Consider the following 14,845-nt stretch of genomic DNA (forward strand, 5'->3'; position numbering starts at 1 on the left):
TTATGAAAAAGGCCAAAAATACACTTTTTTGCCCCGATTTTTGCTCATTTTTTACTCCAAACCACTATATCTAGTGGTCAAACCTTCTCATTTTCCCTTCTGGCCACTATTCGTCATCAGAACTACCGTCTCAAAGTGCGTTGGTGTTGATGTAAATGTGACCTCATTGTAGGCTTTGCTAGACCCTACTAACGTTTATCTCTAAGAACTTTAAAATCAATAAAATAATGGCCTATCCCTACTGATACTTCGCGCGCACAAAGTCGCTCCAGAGCCTACTTAATTGCTCATCGCTCACACCCAGCACTTTCTGAGCATTTCCATATTCAAGAATGAGCTGAATTAGCCTGTCATGCCCCCATTTGCTTTCGATGAATTCCACTAGAGTATAACCGACGTCGTAAATCTTTGCGCCTTTCGATGTTTGGCTTAGTTCCTGCAGGCTAGGGTATTGTCCACTTTTCATATACGGAAATGACATTGGATTATGGGCCTGGTTAGCCTCATACACTGCGACTCCTTCCCAGAGCCAAACAGGGAAAGAGGCAAATTTTTCATCAAACTTGGCGGCATCTAAAGGCTGAGGCTCATGTTCAATCAAAAGTTGCAATGTGACCGTATGAGCAAACTCATGAATCGCTACCTGGCCAGTTTCTTCTCCGACCCAAAGGATGTGGATCATCTTTGAACCCTCAATATTCCCAGATGCACCCCAATGTCCTGTAGCGCGACCATATGCCCACCTATTATTATAGACATAAACCCGTATCAGAGCTTCAGGCTGAGCCTTTAAATCACGACCGATACGATCGTAGCTGCTCTCCATTTCATTGAGCACCTCTTGTGCTTGCTGCGTTGCAAGTCCACTTAACTCAAAATGCTCCGACGATGTCATTACCTCTGACTCAAATCTTCCACGGGCGTATGCATCAAGGGTAATAAGGATTGCTATCACAAGCACTAAACTGATTATCAGTCTGCCTCGCTTAGTCAGAAACTGGTCAAGGTAACGGGCGAATTTCATAGATTATACCCCTTTCATTTCTTGAATGTACCTGCCATATTATCTTTCTTGATTCCAGCAGTATCAATACCTTTGTTATTAATCTCAAGACGAATACCGCCCTTCTGATTCCAGCTCTCTAATTTTCTGATCCAATTTTTAAAATTCAATATTATATGGGATAGGCTCTTTCGGTGGCCTCCTGTCTTAATCTATAAATGTGACATCTAATGGATTTCTATCCACTAGTCTCCTATATCTATATTTAGGATAACCCACCATAACCGCACCTACTACCTTTTTTTCTTCCGATATATTGAATAATTCAAGTAACGGAGAACCCTCTGCAGATGCACAATGTTCAAACATTCCAGCCCAAAAAGATCCAAGTCCTAATGAAGGAGCATATAATTCAAGATAGGTTAAACATGAAATGGCGTTATTTCTCCCGTGCGGAAAATCCTTATTTGCGGTAGCTATGATTAAATTCGGTGCACCATGGAAGATAGAGTCAACCCCATCATCCCTATAACTGTTGATAGTGTTTTTCAGTTGCACCTTAAAGGGTGAATTTTCTAACATTTGAATAGTGATTTCAGTTGCTTTTTCAAGCAAAAGCTTATTTTCAACTACTATAAAGGAGATATCTTGACTATTGCTTGCGGTTGGAGCCATTCTTGCTATATCAACTAACTTTAATAATAGTTCTCTCGATACAGGCTTGTCCTGATAATTTCTTATAGCACGGCGGGATCTTAAAAAGTACTCTGCCTGTTGTTCATTTAGCTTAGGTATATCTTTTACATCAACTTGTTGTGCCAGAGGTGCTTTCTCATTATCTATAGCGGTATTAGGGCATACAGCAACACAATGACCGCAAGCGTTGCAAGTAGCTATCGGGTTTTCTAGAGGCCCATTTTCCCCCATTTTCAGAACATAAACCGGACACTCCTTAACGCAAAGTCCACATTTGACGCATTTTTCTTCATTAACGGTTATATAGCTCATTTTATTCATCTCCTTATAATGTTACATTATTGTTCAACTTTCCATCTCTTTCGATACGTCTTTTAAATAGTTTCGTATTTGAATATGCTGGGGACAATGCTTTTCACAATTACCACAGTTTTTGCATTGCGAGGCATATGAAGGTTTTCCCGAGTCAAGTCCGGATAGCAAATTTGTATAGAAATTTTTCGCTGCCTTTTCGTCAAAAACATATCTGTCATTATAATACGAGAAGCACATCGGTATATTAACTCCGGCAGGACAAGGCATACAATATCCGCATCCTGTACAACCGACCTTAAGGTTTTTATCCAGTACATTTTTTGCGTCAACGATATATTTCAGGTCATTGTTCGAAAGCGAGTTTGCTTGTGCACGATTAGCGATATTGACATTTTCTTCGATTTGAGATTCATCGTTCATACCCGATAGTACAATCGAAACCTCCGGATGATTCCAAACGAATCGCAGCGCCCATTCAACCGGTGTCATAATTGTATCCGCTTTGCTAAATATGGCTTCAATATCATCGTTTTTTCTAGCTAGCAGACCACCCCTTAAAGGTTCCATTATTGAAATCCCAAGACCTTTTGAAGCTGCATACTCGAGCCCTTCTCTGCCGGCCTGATAATTTTCGTCCATATAATTGTATTGAATCTGGCAAAATTCCCATGAATAATCATCTACGATTTTTTTAAACTGTTGTTTATCTCCATGGTATGAAAAACCGATATGATTGATCTTGCCGCTTTTTCAGCCGCTATCGGTGTTGTGGAATGGTGGATTATAAATTCAATGCCTTATCCATCAACATACATGGTAGAACAATTATGGTCGCTGCTGGAGAGAGTTCAGAATGCTCGTGCTACCTGTTAATTTATCTCAAACCTGCTTCGATCCAAATTAACCCATTTAATACTTGAACAGTCTGTTGAATTTCTTAATACCTTGTCCAAAGCTTTAACATGCACGATGGACTGCTCTCCCGAATTTGAAAATTCGGATCTGTTTGGCCCATCCTAAATGACTCCGCCGATAGCGGTTTTAAGTACCTCTTTTCTTCTTGAAAAAGCTCATCGGGAGTATGCCCCTTATGTATCCACATCCGCGTATGATTATAGAGTTCCATTAGCCTTGCCGTTAAAATTTCCAGAAGTTCTAAGGGCATGAATAAAATCTTTTGATTATGACACATCACTTTTTCTCTTCCTGGAAAAATTATTTGGTTATTCCTGGGTATATACTCTTGCTCACTTCTTCGACAAAAGCACGCAATTTTCGACATGCGTTGGGGCGACGATTCGGATAACTCTGCCTTGATTACTATCGCAAAAAAAATACCAAGCAATTTAAACCTGGCACTTCGCTTTTCTATAAGTGCCATTCTCTTTTCTGAGGTTCCTGGTTTACTGCAAGGCTCATCCTACTTTTCTTCGCTGAATAACTGTAATGTTTCTTGTCATTCTTCATAACCTCTTGTCTACTGTTGCTTCCTTTCTATCTGGCCTGCTGATAATCTCTTGAGACAACAAAAAAATAACCCCTCAAAAAAGTACTCTAAATAAAAATTCGGCCATTTGAAGCTTAACTAAGCTAGCTTAAGTCAAACTCAAAAACGGCAATTTTTAATCATATCCTCGCGACACGGCCTCACTTGTCAAACCAGCGGTTGAGCGATCATTCTAACTATGTTGTCTTTGCAGGAGGACCATTGTTTCCACATGCCTTGAGGATGCAAAAAAGATGACACTTGAAGCTAGCACCCCCTTGGAGACGGCTTTTTCTTCTAAAAAACCGATCCACCAAGTTCAGTTTTTGCACGAAATCTTGCACCTAAGAAAATCTAAAGCTGCCAACACTAAAAACCTCAGCGTACTGAGAATTTTAGTCTTAGCAGCCTTTTCAAGCAGTGACAAAATCCAGTCTTGCCAAAAGCCGACACAGTGACAAACAGGAGGCAACAAAGGTGAAAGAACCGTACAATTTTTTGTAAACAGCACGGTTCTTTTTACAGGGTATTTATATCACATGGTAAACTGCTGTCCACGGCTTTGTAGTTTCTCTCGCTCCAGCTCCTGTCCGTCCAGTTTCATGAGTTGTTCCATGCTGTAATCAATGATTTTTGCCTTTCGCTCTGAAATTATTACAGTATAAAACTCCTTTTGTACCGGAAGCAATGTCGGTGTTTTATCAATGAGCGTGCGAATTTTTTCCATATCAATCCGTGCGGAGACTCTTTTTAGAGCCGCCGTGCAGTCTGGATTTCTCAGGGAAGAGATAAATTCGAAGTAGGAAATCTTCTTTCCGTCTTCCTCAATGGACGAGGCAGGGAAAACATAAACCCGCCTGTCAATCTCATCTTCACTGTTCAGGACATCCCCCATATCCTTGGCTGCAAGCTGCGGGTAGAGGCAGGAGCCACAGTCGTAAACGGGGGCAATTTCAGCCGTCTTAGACTGTTCATCTACAAGAATGCCCCAGTTTCCATTGTGCCTGTCAAAATTACCAAGCAGTGCATCGGCAATAAACATATCCCAAAAGAAGTCCCGAAGCTGATCCGGCGGCAGAAGCATCTGCTCATCTATTGCCTGCATGATGGATGAAAGTTCTTTGCCATATCCATTCTGTTCACTGCTAATACAGGTATTCTTCAGATGCGCAAACTCAATGAGTCTTTTGCCGCCTTCGGTAAAATCTCCGCAGGCCACTACCACTTTTTCCTTCCCGCGTGGATCAGTATAGGTACCGAGCAGGGTCTCCTGGGTTTTGAATCCGAGGGATGCAAAGATATGGCAGGCAAGGTATTCACTGATACTTCCGTTGGTGTAACTCATGGTTTTATTGCGGCTTGGGACAGGCGGGAATTTAAGCATATAGCTATTGCCCTCATAAAGAATATTGATTTTATTCCCATTTGCCCCACCGTAAGCTCTGAATTTATTTACTTCACACAACGTAAAATCAATCATTAATACCATCCTTCCCCCCTGTGCCAAGATATTTTCCACGCAGATAGCTTGCCTGTTCCTCAGTAATTAAGCCAGCCCAAAGGTCGGCATTAATGGCTCCATATAACTCATTCCACAAGCAGTCAAGATATAGCACCTGCTCCTTTTCGCCTTGCGAATAGTCTTTTATTGCTTTTTGGACACTCTCCGACAGCCCGGTTTCCAAGTAAGTTTTTATGTTTGGTTTCCCGGTGGCTGTGTTTTTTTCCGGCTCTGTTTCCAGTGCCAATAGTTCCTCAATGGATAGACCAAGTGTTTTGGACAGTTTGGAAAGCGTTCCTGCACCACATCGGTGCAAATGGGTTTTCCCGGAATAAATATCCGCGAGAGTTGCCCATGGAATCCCACTGATTTTCGATAAACGATAACGGGACATTTGCATATCATGTAAAAGCTGTTGTATTGTCATTTTTATCACCTAAATTTATTATATCGGTGTTCCGATATAGTGTCAAGGGAAGTTATAACACATAATTCAAATGGGATATCTCCTTTGCGTTACCTTTCACGTTGCAACAGCACTACAACTTCTGAATGCCTTGAGGATATGGATTACCGATATAAGCGCGTTCCTGCGGGAGCAACCCACCGCCATCCCCTCAATACGACGAGTCGCTGGTTCGGCGGCAGATTGGAAAACGCATTCCTCCAAAATTATAATAACAATTTATCATCCAACCTGTTCTGTCAACCTCGCATAATCCGAAAAACATCTAACTTGCTCTGTCACCGGACTATGACATCCAATCTGTTCACTTAACTATTTAGTCATTTTTACTCCTCCTTTAAATGATCATAACATATCAATTTTATGCTTATATCTTTATTGGATTGAATTCATCAACTCATAGAAATATTTGGATTCATGAGTCTTATTAAGACTATACCAAGCATCTAATGTTTTTGAAGAAAACACACCCAGAGATTTCAAGACGTGTACAGAAAATTCCAACGGAGCTATTCCAGATGCGGTGATCAATTTTCCATCAGTTACTACCGACTCCATTTTGTAATACTTTTCGCCCGTGTAAGTGGGACAGATCATTTTAAGGTATTCCAGATCATTGCTTGTATGCCAATGTGAATTCAACAATCCTGTCTGAGCAAGTCCCATTGTAGCACCACAAATCGCTGCAACCAATATACCTTCCTTTAAACACCTCTCAACGATTTTTAAGATGGGTTGGTGCATTGTTTCTGTCCATGTATCTCCACCAGGTAAAATCAATGCATCTGTGCTTTCAATACTGCACTCATCTAGTTTGATGTCAGGCAGTATTTTCAATCCACCCATTGTTGTTACAGGCGTCTTTTCAATTCCAACAGTCACTATTTTTGATGGGTCAAGTCCCTTTTTATAATATCTTCCCGAGTTCAGCTCGGCAGTTAAGTAACCTATTTCCCAGTCTGACATTGTGTCAAACACATAAAGATATACTGTATTATTCATTTTGCAATTTCTCCCTTATTTTATTCATCAAGGAATACCGACCATCGGTAATCAGTGACTATCCTCATTATAAAACAACTTCACTGACATCTGCTGTCAGTGAAGCTATTAAAGTTGATAATATTCCATTAACTCCGATGCAATAGCAACAAGTCTTTCTTTCAAACTCTGTGGTTCGATTATTTGAATGGATTTACCATAGGATAGGAGAAAATAAGGGACATAAATATGAATTGATTTTTCCTCAAATAAAAAGATGGCTTGATTAGATGTTCGCTCTTTCAGATGATGCCCTAAAAACCAATGAATGCATAGTTCATCCAACGCCTCTGACCTGCCTTCGATAATTAAAGAAATTAATCCCTCCTTACCCACTAAATCAGGCAACAGGTTTTTCACAAAAAATTCACGGGTCGAAAAAGCTTCGGGACGCTTAAATATTATTTGAGTACACTTGATTAGTAAAATCCGATCTACCCGAAAGCTTCGTATTTCATTCCTTAGGTGGCAAAATGCAACAGTATACCATTTGTTGTTCCAGTAAACCATTCCATAGGGGTCTATCATCCTATTCTTTGGTTGCTCTTCACGGCTTGTGCGATAATCAATTTCTACAGAGAATTCCTTTTCTACAGCCTGCTCCAATTCCGCCAATATCGGCTGAATGGAAGAGTTTACCATGCGGTTTATAACTTCAAATCCGGCTAAATGATGGTTAAGTATACTTTCCTGTTCCTGATTCGAATACATTTTCAACTTTGATGTTACATTGCCTAATGCCTCACTCGAAGGGTATCCAGCTTCTTTTGCAAAAACAGCAGCTTGAAGGAGTGCCTTTTTTTCTTCCATATCAAATAGCAGAGGTGCTCTGATAAAATTATTCAGCAGGCTATACCCACCATTATGGCCTGGGTCAGATATTATAGGTACGCCACTGGCACATAGTGCATCAATATACCGATAAACTGTCCTTATATTTATTTCTAGCTTTTCAGAAATCTGTTTTGCAGTCATTTTTACGCCTGAATTCAGCATCCACAGAATTGCCAGCATATTATCGTTTTTAGCCATAATGTGAACCTCCTTCTTCTATGAAACTCAATATTTTAAATATCTTTATTGTCTACACTACTCAAGGATCGCACTAAATTATCAGCTTTACGAATCATCTGCATCCCTCTATTCATAGGCATTTCACCCGTTCAATCCTAACACAGCACTCCACATGCCTTGAGTGTGTAAAAAAGATGTCGCACCCCTCTGGCACCCCCTTGGCGGAAAATACAATCACTTACTTTTGTCTTAGTTCTAATCTAAATTTCCTATCCTTACGTTCATTCTTTTTATCCAATTCCCGATTTACATAATTCATATGCCAACAATATTTTGGGTAAACACGTTTTGCGTATTTTCCACTAAGTTCATCCTGCATCATGTTAAAGCCATTCATTAACCTTCAATGGCAATTTCTTTTGATAATCGGATAGACGAAGTATATAAATTATGTAATTTATTCATTGATATTTTTTGGTATTCCCTATCAGCTTTCATTCTTGTTGCCACACCTAATAAGTCCAGATATGCTACAATGCATTCTGAAGTTTCTCTGTCATATTTATCAATATTGCCATTTATCAACATAATGTGTTACCTCTTGCTAATTATTTACTTAATATAGATTAAAATCTCTCGGGACGCCACCCATTTTTATATTTATCAGCAAGTTCAATTATCTCTTTATCATCAACAGATGCTGAATCCTTTGCCTGATCTATACGATTTTTTAAGATATCTTCATCGCCGTACAATTCAATAAGCGCATCCCATGCCAGACGGGTTTCTTTTCGAACAGCACGACTATCAATAGCCTGACTCATTGCTTTGCTTTGTGAGGACTTTATTACTGCTACTGTTAATTCGGCAGTATCACTGATAACTATCTGTTCACCACTTTCAGTTAAGTATCTTTTTGCGCGCAGGAGAACTCTAAGTAAGTCTGGTTCTTTCAGTAAAATACCATCTGACGCTGCTTTGACCTCAATTGCCCATGTACCTTCAAGCTGTTTTGCGGCTTCCACAGAAATTAACTTGTGACCTTGTCCTTCTATATGGACCGACCATACTAATTAAATCAAACTTCGCCGATAATGTAGTGATTTCAGTCAGTATTGATTTTACAACACTTTCAATTAAATTAGGTTCTTTCAATGACCTAATAAGACGATATACTACACGTTCAACTTTTATACGGACATCATAATCAAACATATTAACACGGTTGTCCGGCAGAGTATGCAAGAGATTAAGGAGAACAATAGATGCCGGTTCTACACTCTCACTTTTATATTGGTCTTCATAGGCTTCGAGCGCAGTTATTACATCTGTTATCTCAGAAGCATCAAGTGAACGCAGGTAATAATCAAATAATTCACGATTATCCATAAATAGCTGAGCCTTCTCAGCATGTAAAAAAGCTTTAAAATGATCACCGGCATAATGTTCTAAGTACAACCGGAGTATATCTTCATGTGCGACACGACGTTCTCGTAACCATTCTTTCTTCCACTCTGCTCCGTAGCTGTTATTTTCGATATGTCGCCTCGCGGCAGGAAATAACCTGCATATCATATCTTTTACTATATTTGAGTTGTCGCCAGAAACCTCGATCAATTTCTCAATTTTAGCTTTAAGCGGATTATCTGCATTACGACTATAACCTAATATGTGATCATCTGTTGTAGTAAGGGCGTCAATCGATGAATGCAGTAATTGAAACACATCAGGCATGAATATACGGATTGTTTCAAGTGCAAGCACATCTGTTAAAGCAACTTCGCCGCCAAGCGAAGCTACCGTGCCACGTATGTTAACAGCGTAACGTCGAACATCGCGCATCGTTCTTATTAAAGGTCTTATTATCTCAACAAATATATCTGGCCATATTTGTTTGTCGAAGGGCCCTGCTTTTTCGATATCTTGTATTGCGTTATCAACTGCTGTTAGTATCTGCGTGCTTAGAATCTGATATGGGATTGGAGGAATATCAATTGCAACTTGAAGTATCTTTTCCAGATAGTCGCGTCCGTTTATACCTTCTTCGTTTAAAGCATTTTCAACACGGATTCTGTCAAATGCGACAATATATATTATGTTTGGGAAATTCGCAGTTAGTCTGACGAGCTTAAATATATCCCTTATTTCGGCTGTTGACAAACGGTCAATATCATCAATAACGACAATAATCCTTTTGTCGAGTTTAGTTAGGACATCTTCAATTTTCTTTCGGTGAGCTCCGACGCCTTCTTTACGCCCCTGAAGTACTTTGCTAATAACCTCGGTTGCTTTATGTCCACGTTCAATCCATGGTCCAATTATTGGTAGCCATCCCATACCCGTAAATAAATCGCCATATGTACCTATCGCCTCTCCGATGTCATTGAGGTCAGGCCATAATCGAAGTTGCGCTGATAATTCGGAGAAAAAAGATTGCATTAATTGTTCTGTACCGCTGAACATCCATGGATTAAAGTCAAGAGTGGTAATATTATCTTGATTAAGCTCGTTTCTAGCGAGGTTTATGAAAGATGTTTTTCCTGAACCCCATGCACCAAGTACTCCAACAACACTACCTTTGCTTGTATCAAGTGAAAGTATCTGCTTTGAGAATGATTGCGCGAAACTGTTTCTGCCAATGGTATCTTCTTCAGGAAGAGCAATTGGGTTGTCACCGGTTATTTTTATGCTATTCAATTTTGGATTAGCTTGAGCAGCCGTTTCTGTGGTGCTATTAACAATTTCAGATTTCCTATTAAAAAGCTTCGATAATAATCCCATAACAACCCCTCCACTTATAAGAAAGTCTTTTTTACGAAAAATGCTTCTGTATACCTTGAGTGGTCAATAAAAATTGGCACCCCTCTGGTATCTCCCTGGCAGCATAAACTTTCAACTAATCTTTATCTGCTTCAACAAACATTTCTTGATATTTACTTACTATTTCAAAATTTCTTTGTCTAAGATATTGCTCCACATTATGTATCTCATCATCAATGTATATTTCTGTCTTTTCCAGAGCAATTTTGCATAATGACTGCAATATTCTCAAAGTCTCATCATAATCAAATTTAGCCTGCATTTCAGGATAAGCAACTCCTACAATGCATTTATCATTTTCGTTTAAAACCATGCCTAATTTCGCGTTAAGAAAATCATTTTCATCATGTGCTATATATTTATCCCTTATTTTCTTTAGCTTCAAATAACATTCTATCGGCTCTCCTGATACATCTTTATATACTTTGTTTAACGAAAGCTGAGATCTACCTCCACCAGAATTGTTAAAGCATTTAATATATAAAACTAAGGCTATTCTAAACATGCCTTCTTTTATGGCCATATCAGTGGTTTGCAGCGATATTCCTAAATATTTAATGGCATTTTGTAAATCTATTTTTATCAAACCATATGAGTAAAGCCGTTCAAACCTTTTTTCTCTTGGAACTTCAACAAATTTCGTCTTAAAAGGTAGTCCAGTTATGCTGATTTTCCCTGTTTCTTCATCAAAATTATATTGATAACGATATCTCAAAATTTGATGCCTCCCTTAATAAACTCTTCATGAAATTAAATGTCTTTTTTGCTCATAAATATTGCAATATATATTAACCCAAAAGACACTGCATAGCATAAAACAAGCCTCTCAGCTTGTTTCTTCTGCGTTGGGTTTTACCCCAATCAATATTTGCCAGAGGCTTTAACCTCTATTCTTATTGACAATTATTAGCCTATCACAGGTTTAGTCATTCTGGAATGGTCTTTTCTCCTGTGCCTTATCCGTGCGGAAAATCAGAATATAAGTATCAAAAACATGAATATTATCAACCTCATCCCTGATAATACCTTCATCATAAACTCCATTCTTGCAAATAGCCTTACTCAAAGTATTCTGCAACCATCCTTCATCTAGAGTGGGGGAGTGGGAGCATAACTCTTTGCCTTTTTCAATTCTTGTTGCACAGCGCCAGACCACCTTGCCACGTTCTGTCCTTCTCCGATAAGATGCTCCGCAATCGCCACATACAAGCAGATTCCCAAGAAGATATTTGCCGTTATATTTGCTCCCGTGGTTTCTATCGTCCCATCATCTTTGCTGACAAGCCTTGACCGCTTCGCCATTTCTTCCTGTACCTTGTCGAATACTTCGGCGGAGACAATGGCAGGATGGCTGTCTTTCACATAATACTTGTTTCGCTGCCCATCATTTCTTCTTTTCTTTCCGGTCATAAAATCCTCGGTGAAGGTCTTTTGAAGCATTGTGTCGCCCTTGTATTTCTCATTGGTCAACATCCTCTGAATCGTTTTTGTATCCCAGATGTCCTCACCCGTTACAGTCTTAATTCCTTGGGCTTGCAGATAGGCTTTAATTTGTCCTAACGTCTGGCCTTGTAAATATAAGTCAAATATCTTTCTGACAACCTCTGACTGTTCCGGAACTATAACAATTTCACCGTCAACGCAAGTGTACCCATAAAATTCTTATACTTCGTATAAATCTCGCCTTTTTCAAACTTTCGTTGAATTCCCCGTTGAATATTCTCGCTCATGTTCCGGCTTTTGTCCTGTGCCAGCATGCTCCTTAGCGTAATCTCGAATTCTTTATCCGCCTCGATTGAGTCCAGCCTCTCATTTTCAAAATGCATATTGATTCCCCGCTCTCTTGAAAATCTTGTAATCTTTAAAATCTCCAGCGTATCCCTCGATACCCTGCTGATTGACTTTGTGATAATGTAATCAATTTTGCCTGTCGCCGCCTTTTTGAGCAGCTTGTCCAAACTTTTTCTGCCGCTTCGTCGAAGACCGCTTTCAATATCATAAAAAACACCGGCAAAAAGCCAGTTGGGATGGCTTTTTATCATTTTCTTGTACGCATTTATCTGAATCTCAAGGCTGCGCAACTGCTACGGCCCGGAGGTGCTGACCCGGCAATAAATTCACTCACGTCAAAGCATATTTCTTGCCGTAATCTCGTTAAGCCTTGCAACGTCAGTGTTACAGCCGTTGCAACAGGATCACGGCTTTCACATGCCTTGAGGATACAAAAAAGATGCCGTAACCATCTGGTATCCCCTTGGCGGAGATCAGTTCAATCCTTTTCCTTTTCCTGACCTTAAAACTGACTGTTTTGCACAAATCGCTCCTTAACGATATATCCCACGGGAGAAAAATTATCGTTATCTTTTACCCATACATCTACGAATCGGATTGGCAGACCGGCGGAGGCAAAAAAGCTTTCGCAGTCGTTTAAATGAAAGTGAATGTGAGGCTGACTGGTATACCCGGAGTTTCCGCATTTGGCAATCACTTGCTCCAGACAACCCTTTGACCCGCCTTGACGGTAATGCTATTGGACATACCGAACTTCGGGCCAAGTTGGCCCGAAGTTGAACAGTACGTCTGCTATCTAACCCTTTATCTATTTTTATATAGTCGTGTGGAAAGCCTGTAACAAAACACATTTATGAAAACTGCAATAATTAACACAACGATCCAAAGAGTACTATTTATCAAATAGTTATAAAAAAGAGCCATAAGGCCCATATACGGAAAAATCGCAAGCGCACCGATTATATCCGCTTTTTGTGTTTCAAACATATAAAATATCAAGAACTCTATTGGCATAAAAGTGGCTACCAACAGGAAGCCATAAGGCAGAATATGTATTTGCACAATCGCAAACATTTCCGGCTTTATCGCATGTGTTATGCCGGAAAACAAAACTAATAGGGGCGTGGCAATTAAACAAGAAAGGTAGATAATAATACCCCTTGCCCCTATGATTGCACTAGGCGAGACAGGTAAAATGCTGAACAGCAATTTCGTTTTGTATTTTGCGTCATTGAACATAAAATTTCGCAGAATTAAATAAGACAACATTAAAAGTCCCGCAGCGTAAATAAGAACATTGGCCAAGTCATTATTTATGTTAATTCGATTGAAAAACATCGGATATAAGGCAATACAAAGAAGCTGTAACCAAACAATTTGGCTTAGTGCTGAAATCTGCATTTTTGTGAAATTAAGAAAATTTGAGCCCATTATTGTGCCTCCTTATATAGTAGAGCATGATATCCTCTATTGAGGGAACTTCATAAGCCGTTTTGTCAGGCAATACCTTTTTAAGCGCGGCTTTATTATCCGTCAATCCCTCAAAGCCATAAGCGGATTTGTTTATACCGACAAAGTAGCTTTCATAATCCGGTAATAATGCCCCAGTATCGCCTTTTACAATAGCGTGTTGATCTTTTATCTCGTCCTTTTGCCCTTGCAGGATAATTTTACCGTCGAATATGAAAAATAGATAATCCGCTATTTTATCAAGGTCGGAAGTGATGTGTGTTGACATCAAAACGGTTTTGTTGTCCTCAAATACAATGTCTTTGAGTATCTCTATCAGCTCGTTTCTCACCAAAGGGTCAAGGCCGGATGTCGGCTCATCCAAAATAAAAAGTTCTGCGTCATGCGAAAGAGCAAACACAAGCGCGTACTTCATTCTCATTCCTCTGGATAAATCTTTGATTTTTTTATTCTCCGGCAGTTCAAACTTTTTTATATAAGTCTGATAAGCACGATCATTCCAGGTGGGGTACATAGGCGCAATCAAACTTTTCATTTTCTTCAAGGTCATATCCTCATAAAAATGACCATCATCAAGGACAATGCCCAGCAAGGATTTTATTTCTAAGTCATTGATAATGCTGTCCATACCCATAACCGTGATTTTTCCATCATCCGGCTTAATAATGTTCAGTATGCTCTTAATTGTCGTCGTTTTTCCTGCGCCGTTAGGCCCTACGAAGCCGGTCAGCGTTCCCTTTTCCAGTGACATATTTATATTCTGCAAGCTGAAATCATGATAGCTTTTGCAAAGGTTGCGAATTTCCAGAACCGTATCCAAACTTTATTCCTCCCGGCCTAATTCATCTATAATTTTTTTCAAGTCTTTGCCCAAAATTCCAACGGGCTTTGCATACTCAATAATGTCCACCAGTTTTTTTTCAATTTCCACCAATCGAGTTTCTCGTAAAAGTTCCATATTCAGCGGGGCGACAAAGGAGCCTTTTCCCATCATATTGATAGTAAATCCTTCTGCTTCCAAGCCGTCATACGCTTTCCTTGTAGTAATAACGCTTACATTCAAATCCTTCGCCAAGCCCCTAACAGACGGCAAAACATCGCCCTCTTTTAGTTCACCGGACAAAATAGCAGCTTTAATTTGATTCATAATCTGCTCGTAGATTGGCACTTCCGCAGAATTTACTATGATTATATTCAATACTGGACCACCCCATTTTTATTGTGTGCATGCACTGTAATCAC

17 protein-coding genes and 2 pseudogenes are annotated in these 14,845 nt (G+C 39.6%); 1 reads left to right on the forward strand and 18 read right to left on the reverse strand.

Features of this window, described 5'->3' with window-relative positions; all coding sequences use genetic code 11:
• Positions 1–238: 238 nt before the first annotated feature.
• The 3 genes from BUB11_RS18135 to BUB11_RS18145 form a co-directional block, all read right to left on the reverse strand.
• Positions 239–1,024, reverse strand: coding sequence for a gluzincin family metallopeptidase (locus tag BUB11_RS18135; protein ID WP_073031169.1), 786 nt, complete (start codon positions 1,022–1,024; stop codon positions 239–241).
• Between the two features lie 186 nt (positions 1,025–1,210).
• On the reverse strand, positions 1,211–2,011 hold the full coding sequence (locus BUB11_RS18140; RefSeq protein ID WP_073031170.1) for a nitroreductase family protein: 801 nt from the start codon (positions 2,009–2,011) through the stop codon (positions 1,211–1,213).
• 33 nt (positions 2,012–2,044) lie between these two features.
• Positions 2,045–2,752 carry an aldo/keto reductase gene (locus BUB11_RS18145; RefSeq protein ID WP_282434023.1) on the reverse strand — a complete coding sequence of 236 codons (708 nt, stop codon included), beginning with the start codon at positions 2,750–2,752 and terminating at the stop codon, positions 2,045–2,047.
• 1,002 nt (positions 2,753–3,754) lie between these two features.
• On the opposite strand from BUB11_RS18145, the gene BUB11_RS18155 reads away from it, so the two are divergent.
• A complete protein-coding gene (locus BUB11_RS18155; RefSeq protein ID WP_073031173.1) occupies positions 3,755–3,958 on the forward strand; it encodes a hypothetical protein in 204 nt (67 codons plus the stop codon).
• A gap of 77 nt (positions 3,959–4,035) precedes the next feature.
• Here BUB11_RS18155 and BUB11_RS18160 read toward each other — a convergent pair whose 3' ends face one another.
• The 15 genes and pseudogenes from BUB11_RS18160 to BUB11_RS18215 all read right to left on the reverse strand — a co-directional run bounded on the left by BUB11_RS18160 (position 4,036) and on the right by BUB11_RS18215 (position 14,801).
• Positions 4,036–4,980: a HipA domain-containing protein gene (locus BUB11_RS18160; protein ID WP_073031274.1), complete on the reverse strand. Its 945-nt coding sequence runs from the start codon at positions 4,978–4,980 to the stop codon at positions 4,036–4,038.
• Positions 4,973–5,428: a helix-turn-helix domain-containing protein gene (locus BUB11_RS18165; RefSeq protein ID WP_073031174.1), complete on the reverse strand. Its 456-nt coding sequence runs from the start codon at positions 5,426–5,428 to the stop codon at positions 4,973–4,975. The genes BUB11_RS18160 and BUB11_RS18165 overlap by 8 nt, the downstream gene beginning before the upstream one ends.
• Positions 5,429–5,842: 414 nt before the next feature.
• Positions 5,843–6,469 carry a type 1 glutamine amidotransferase family protein gene (locus tag BUB11_RS18170; RefSeq protein ID WP_073031175.1) on the reverse strand — a complete coding sequence of 209 codons (627 nt, stop codon included), beginning with the start codon at positions 6,467–6,469 and terminating at the stop codon, positions 5,843–5,845.
• 108 nt (positions 6,470–6,577) lie between these two features.
• The gene (locus BUB11_RS18175) at positions 6,578–7,540 is read right to left on the reverse strand and encodes a helix-turn-helix transcriptional regulator (RefSeq protein ID WP_073031176.1); all 963 of its coding nucleotides are present in this window, start codon (positions 7,538–7,540) and stop codon (positions 6,578–6,580) included.
• Between the two features lie 378 nt (positions 7,541–7,918).
• The gene (locus BUB11_RS18180; protein WP_073031177.1) at positions 7,919–8,110 is read right to left on the reverse strand and encodes a hypothetical protein; all 192 of its coding nucleotides are present in this window, start codon (positions 8,108–8,110) and stop codon (positions 7,919–7,921) included.
• Positions 8,111–8,148: 38 nt separating this feature from the next.
• Complete coding sequence (locus BUB11_RS27880; protein WP_200797947.1) at positions 8,149–8,547, reverse strand: hypothetical protein; 399 nt, start codon at positions 8,545–8,547, stop codon at positions 8,149–8,151.
• Positions 8,525–10,303 carry a KAP family P-loop NTPase fold protein gene (locus BUB11_RS18185; RefSeq protein WP_200797948.1) on the reverse strand — a complete coding sequence of 593 codons (1,779 nt, stop codon included), beginning with the start codon at positions 10,301–10,303 and terminating at the stop codon, positions 8,525–8,527. Before BUB11_RS18185 ends, BUB11_RS27880 begins: the two co-directional genes overlap by 23 nt.
• A 115-nt stretch (positions 10,304–10,418) precedes the next feature.
• Entirely contained in the window at positions 10,419–11,057 is a 639-nt protein-coding gene (locus BUB11_RS18190) for a hypothetical protein (protein WP_084110384.1), read from the reverse strand.
• A gap of 207 nt (positions 11,058–11,264) precedes the next feature.
• Positions 11,265–11,408 (reverse strand): hypothetical protein, encoded by a 144-nt coding sequence (locus tag BUB11_RS28400; RefSeq protein WP_242947605.1) that lies wholly within the window; start codon positions 11,406–11,408, stop codon positions 11,265–11,267.
• Between the two features lie 45 nt (positions 11,409–11,453).
• Positions 11,454–11,555, reverse strand: a pseudogene (locus BUB11_RS28405) (recombinase zinc ribbon domain-containing protein); the annotation flags it as partial.
• 137 nt (positions 11,556–11,692) lie between these two features.
• Positions 11,693–11,971 (reverse strand): annotated as a pseudogene (locus BUB11_RS28410) (recombinase family protein); the annotation flags it as partial.
• On the reverse strand, positions 11,962–12,384 hold the full coding sequence (locus tag BUB11_RS28415; protein ID WP_242947606.1) for a recombinase family protein: 423 nt from the start codon (positions 12,382–12,384) through the stop codon (positions 11,962–11,964). The pseudogene BUB11_RS28410 and the gene BUB11_RS28415, both read right to left, overlap by 10 nt.
• Positions 12,385–12,937: 553 nt before the next feature.
• Positions 12,938–13,564 carry an ABC-2 transporter permease gene (locus BUB11_RS18205; RefSeq protein ID WP_073031180.1) on the reverse strand — a complete coding sequence of 209 codons (627 nt, stop codon included), beginning with the start codon at positions 13,562–13,564 and terminating at the stop codon, positions 12,938–12,940.
• A complete protein-coding gene (locus tag BUB11_RS18210) occupies positions 13,545–14,423 on the reverse strand; it encodes an ABC transporter ATP-binding protein (RefSeq protein ID WP_073031181.1) in 879 nt (292 codons plus the stop codon). Before BUB11_RS18210 ends, BUB11_RS18205 begins: the two co-directional genes overlap by 20 nt.
• Before the next feature lie 3 nt (positions 14,424–14,426).
• Positions 14,427–14,801, reverse strand: a complete 375-nt coding sequence (locus BUB11_RS18215; protein WP_073031182.1) for a GntR family transcriptional regulator — start codon at positions 14,799–14,801, stop codon at positions 14,427–14,429.
• Positions 14,802–14,845: the final 44 nt, after the last annotated feature.

Source organism: Desulfosporosinus lacus DSM 15449 (assembly GCF_900129935.1).
GTDB classification, from domain to species: domain Bacteria; phylum Bacillota; class Desulfitobacteriia; order Desulfitobacteriales; family Desulfitobacteriaceae; genus Desulfosporosinus; species Desulfosporosinus lacus.

Coding starts and splice junctions, on each gene's coding strand:
- BUB11_RS18135 (WP_073031169.1), bottom strand. CDS start 1,024: ATGAAATTCGCCCGTTACCTTGACCAGTTTCTGACTAAGCGAGGCAGA.
- BUB11_RS18140 (WP_073031170.1), bottom strand. CDS start 2,011: ATGAGCTATATAACCGTTAATGAAGAAAAATGCGTCAAATGTGGACTT.
- BUB11_RS18155 (WP_073031173.1), top strand. CDS start 3,755: ATGACACTTGAAGCTAGCACCCCCTTGGAGACGGCTTTTTCTTCTAAA.
- BUB11_RS18160 (WP_073031274.1), bottom strand. CDS start 4,980: ATGATTGATTTTACGTTGTGTGAAGTAAATAAATTCAGAGCTTACGGT.
- BUB11_RS18165 (WP_073031174.1), bottom strand. CDS start 5,428: ATGACAATACAACAGCTTTTACATGATATGCAAATGTCCCGTTATCGT.
- BUB11_RS18170 (WP_073031175.1), bottom strand. CDS start 6,469: ATGAATAATACAGTATATCTTTATGTGTTTGACACAATGTCAGACTGG.
- BUB11_RS18175 (WP_073031176.1), bottom strand. CDS start 7,540: ATGGCTAAAAACGATAATATGCTGGCAATTCTGTGGATGCTGAATTCA.
- BUB11_RS18180 (WP_073031177.1), bottom strand. CDS start 8,110: ATGTTGATAAATGGCAATATTGATAAATATGACAGAGAAACTTCAGAA.
- BUB11_RS18185 (WP_200797948.1), bottom strand. CDS start 10,303: ATGGGATTATTATCGAAGCTTTTTAATAGGAAATCTGAAATTGTTAAT.
- BUB11_RS28415 (WP_242947606.1), bottom strand. CDS start 12,384: ATGATAAAAAGCCATCCCAACTGGCTTTTTGCCGGTGTTTTTTATGAT.
- BUB11_RS18205 (WP_073031180.1), bottom strand. CDS start 13,564: ATGGGCTCAAATTTTCTTAATTTCACAAAAATGCAGATTTCAGCACTA.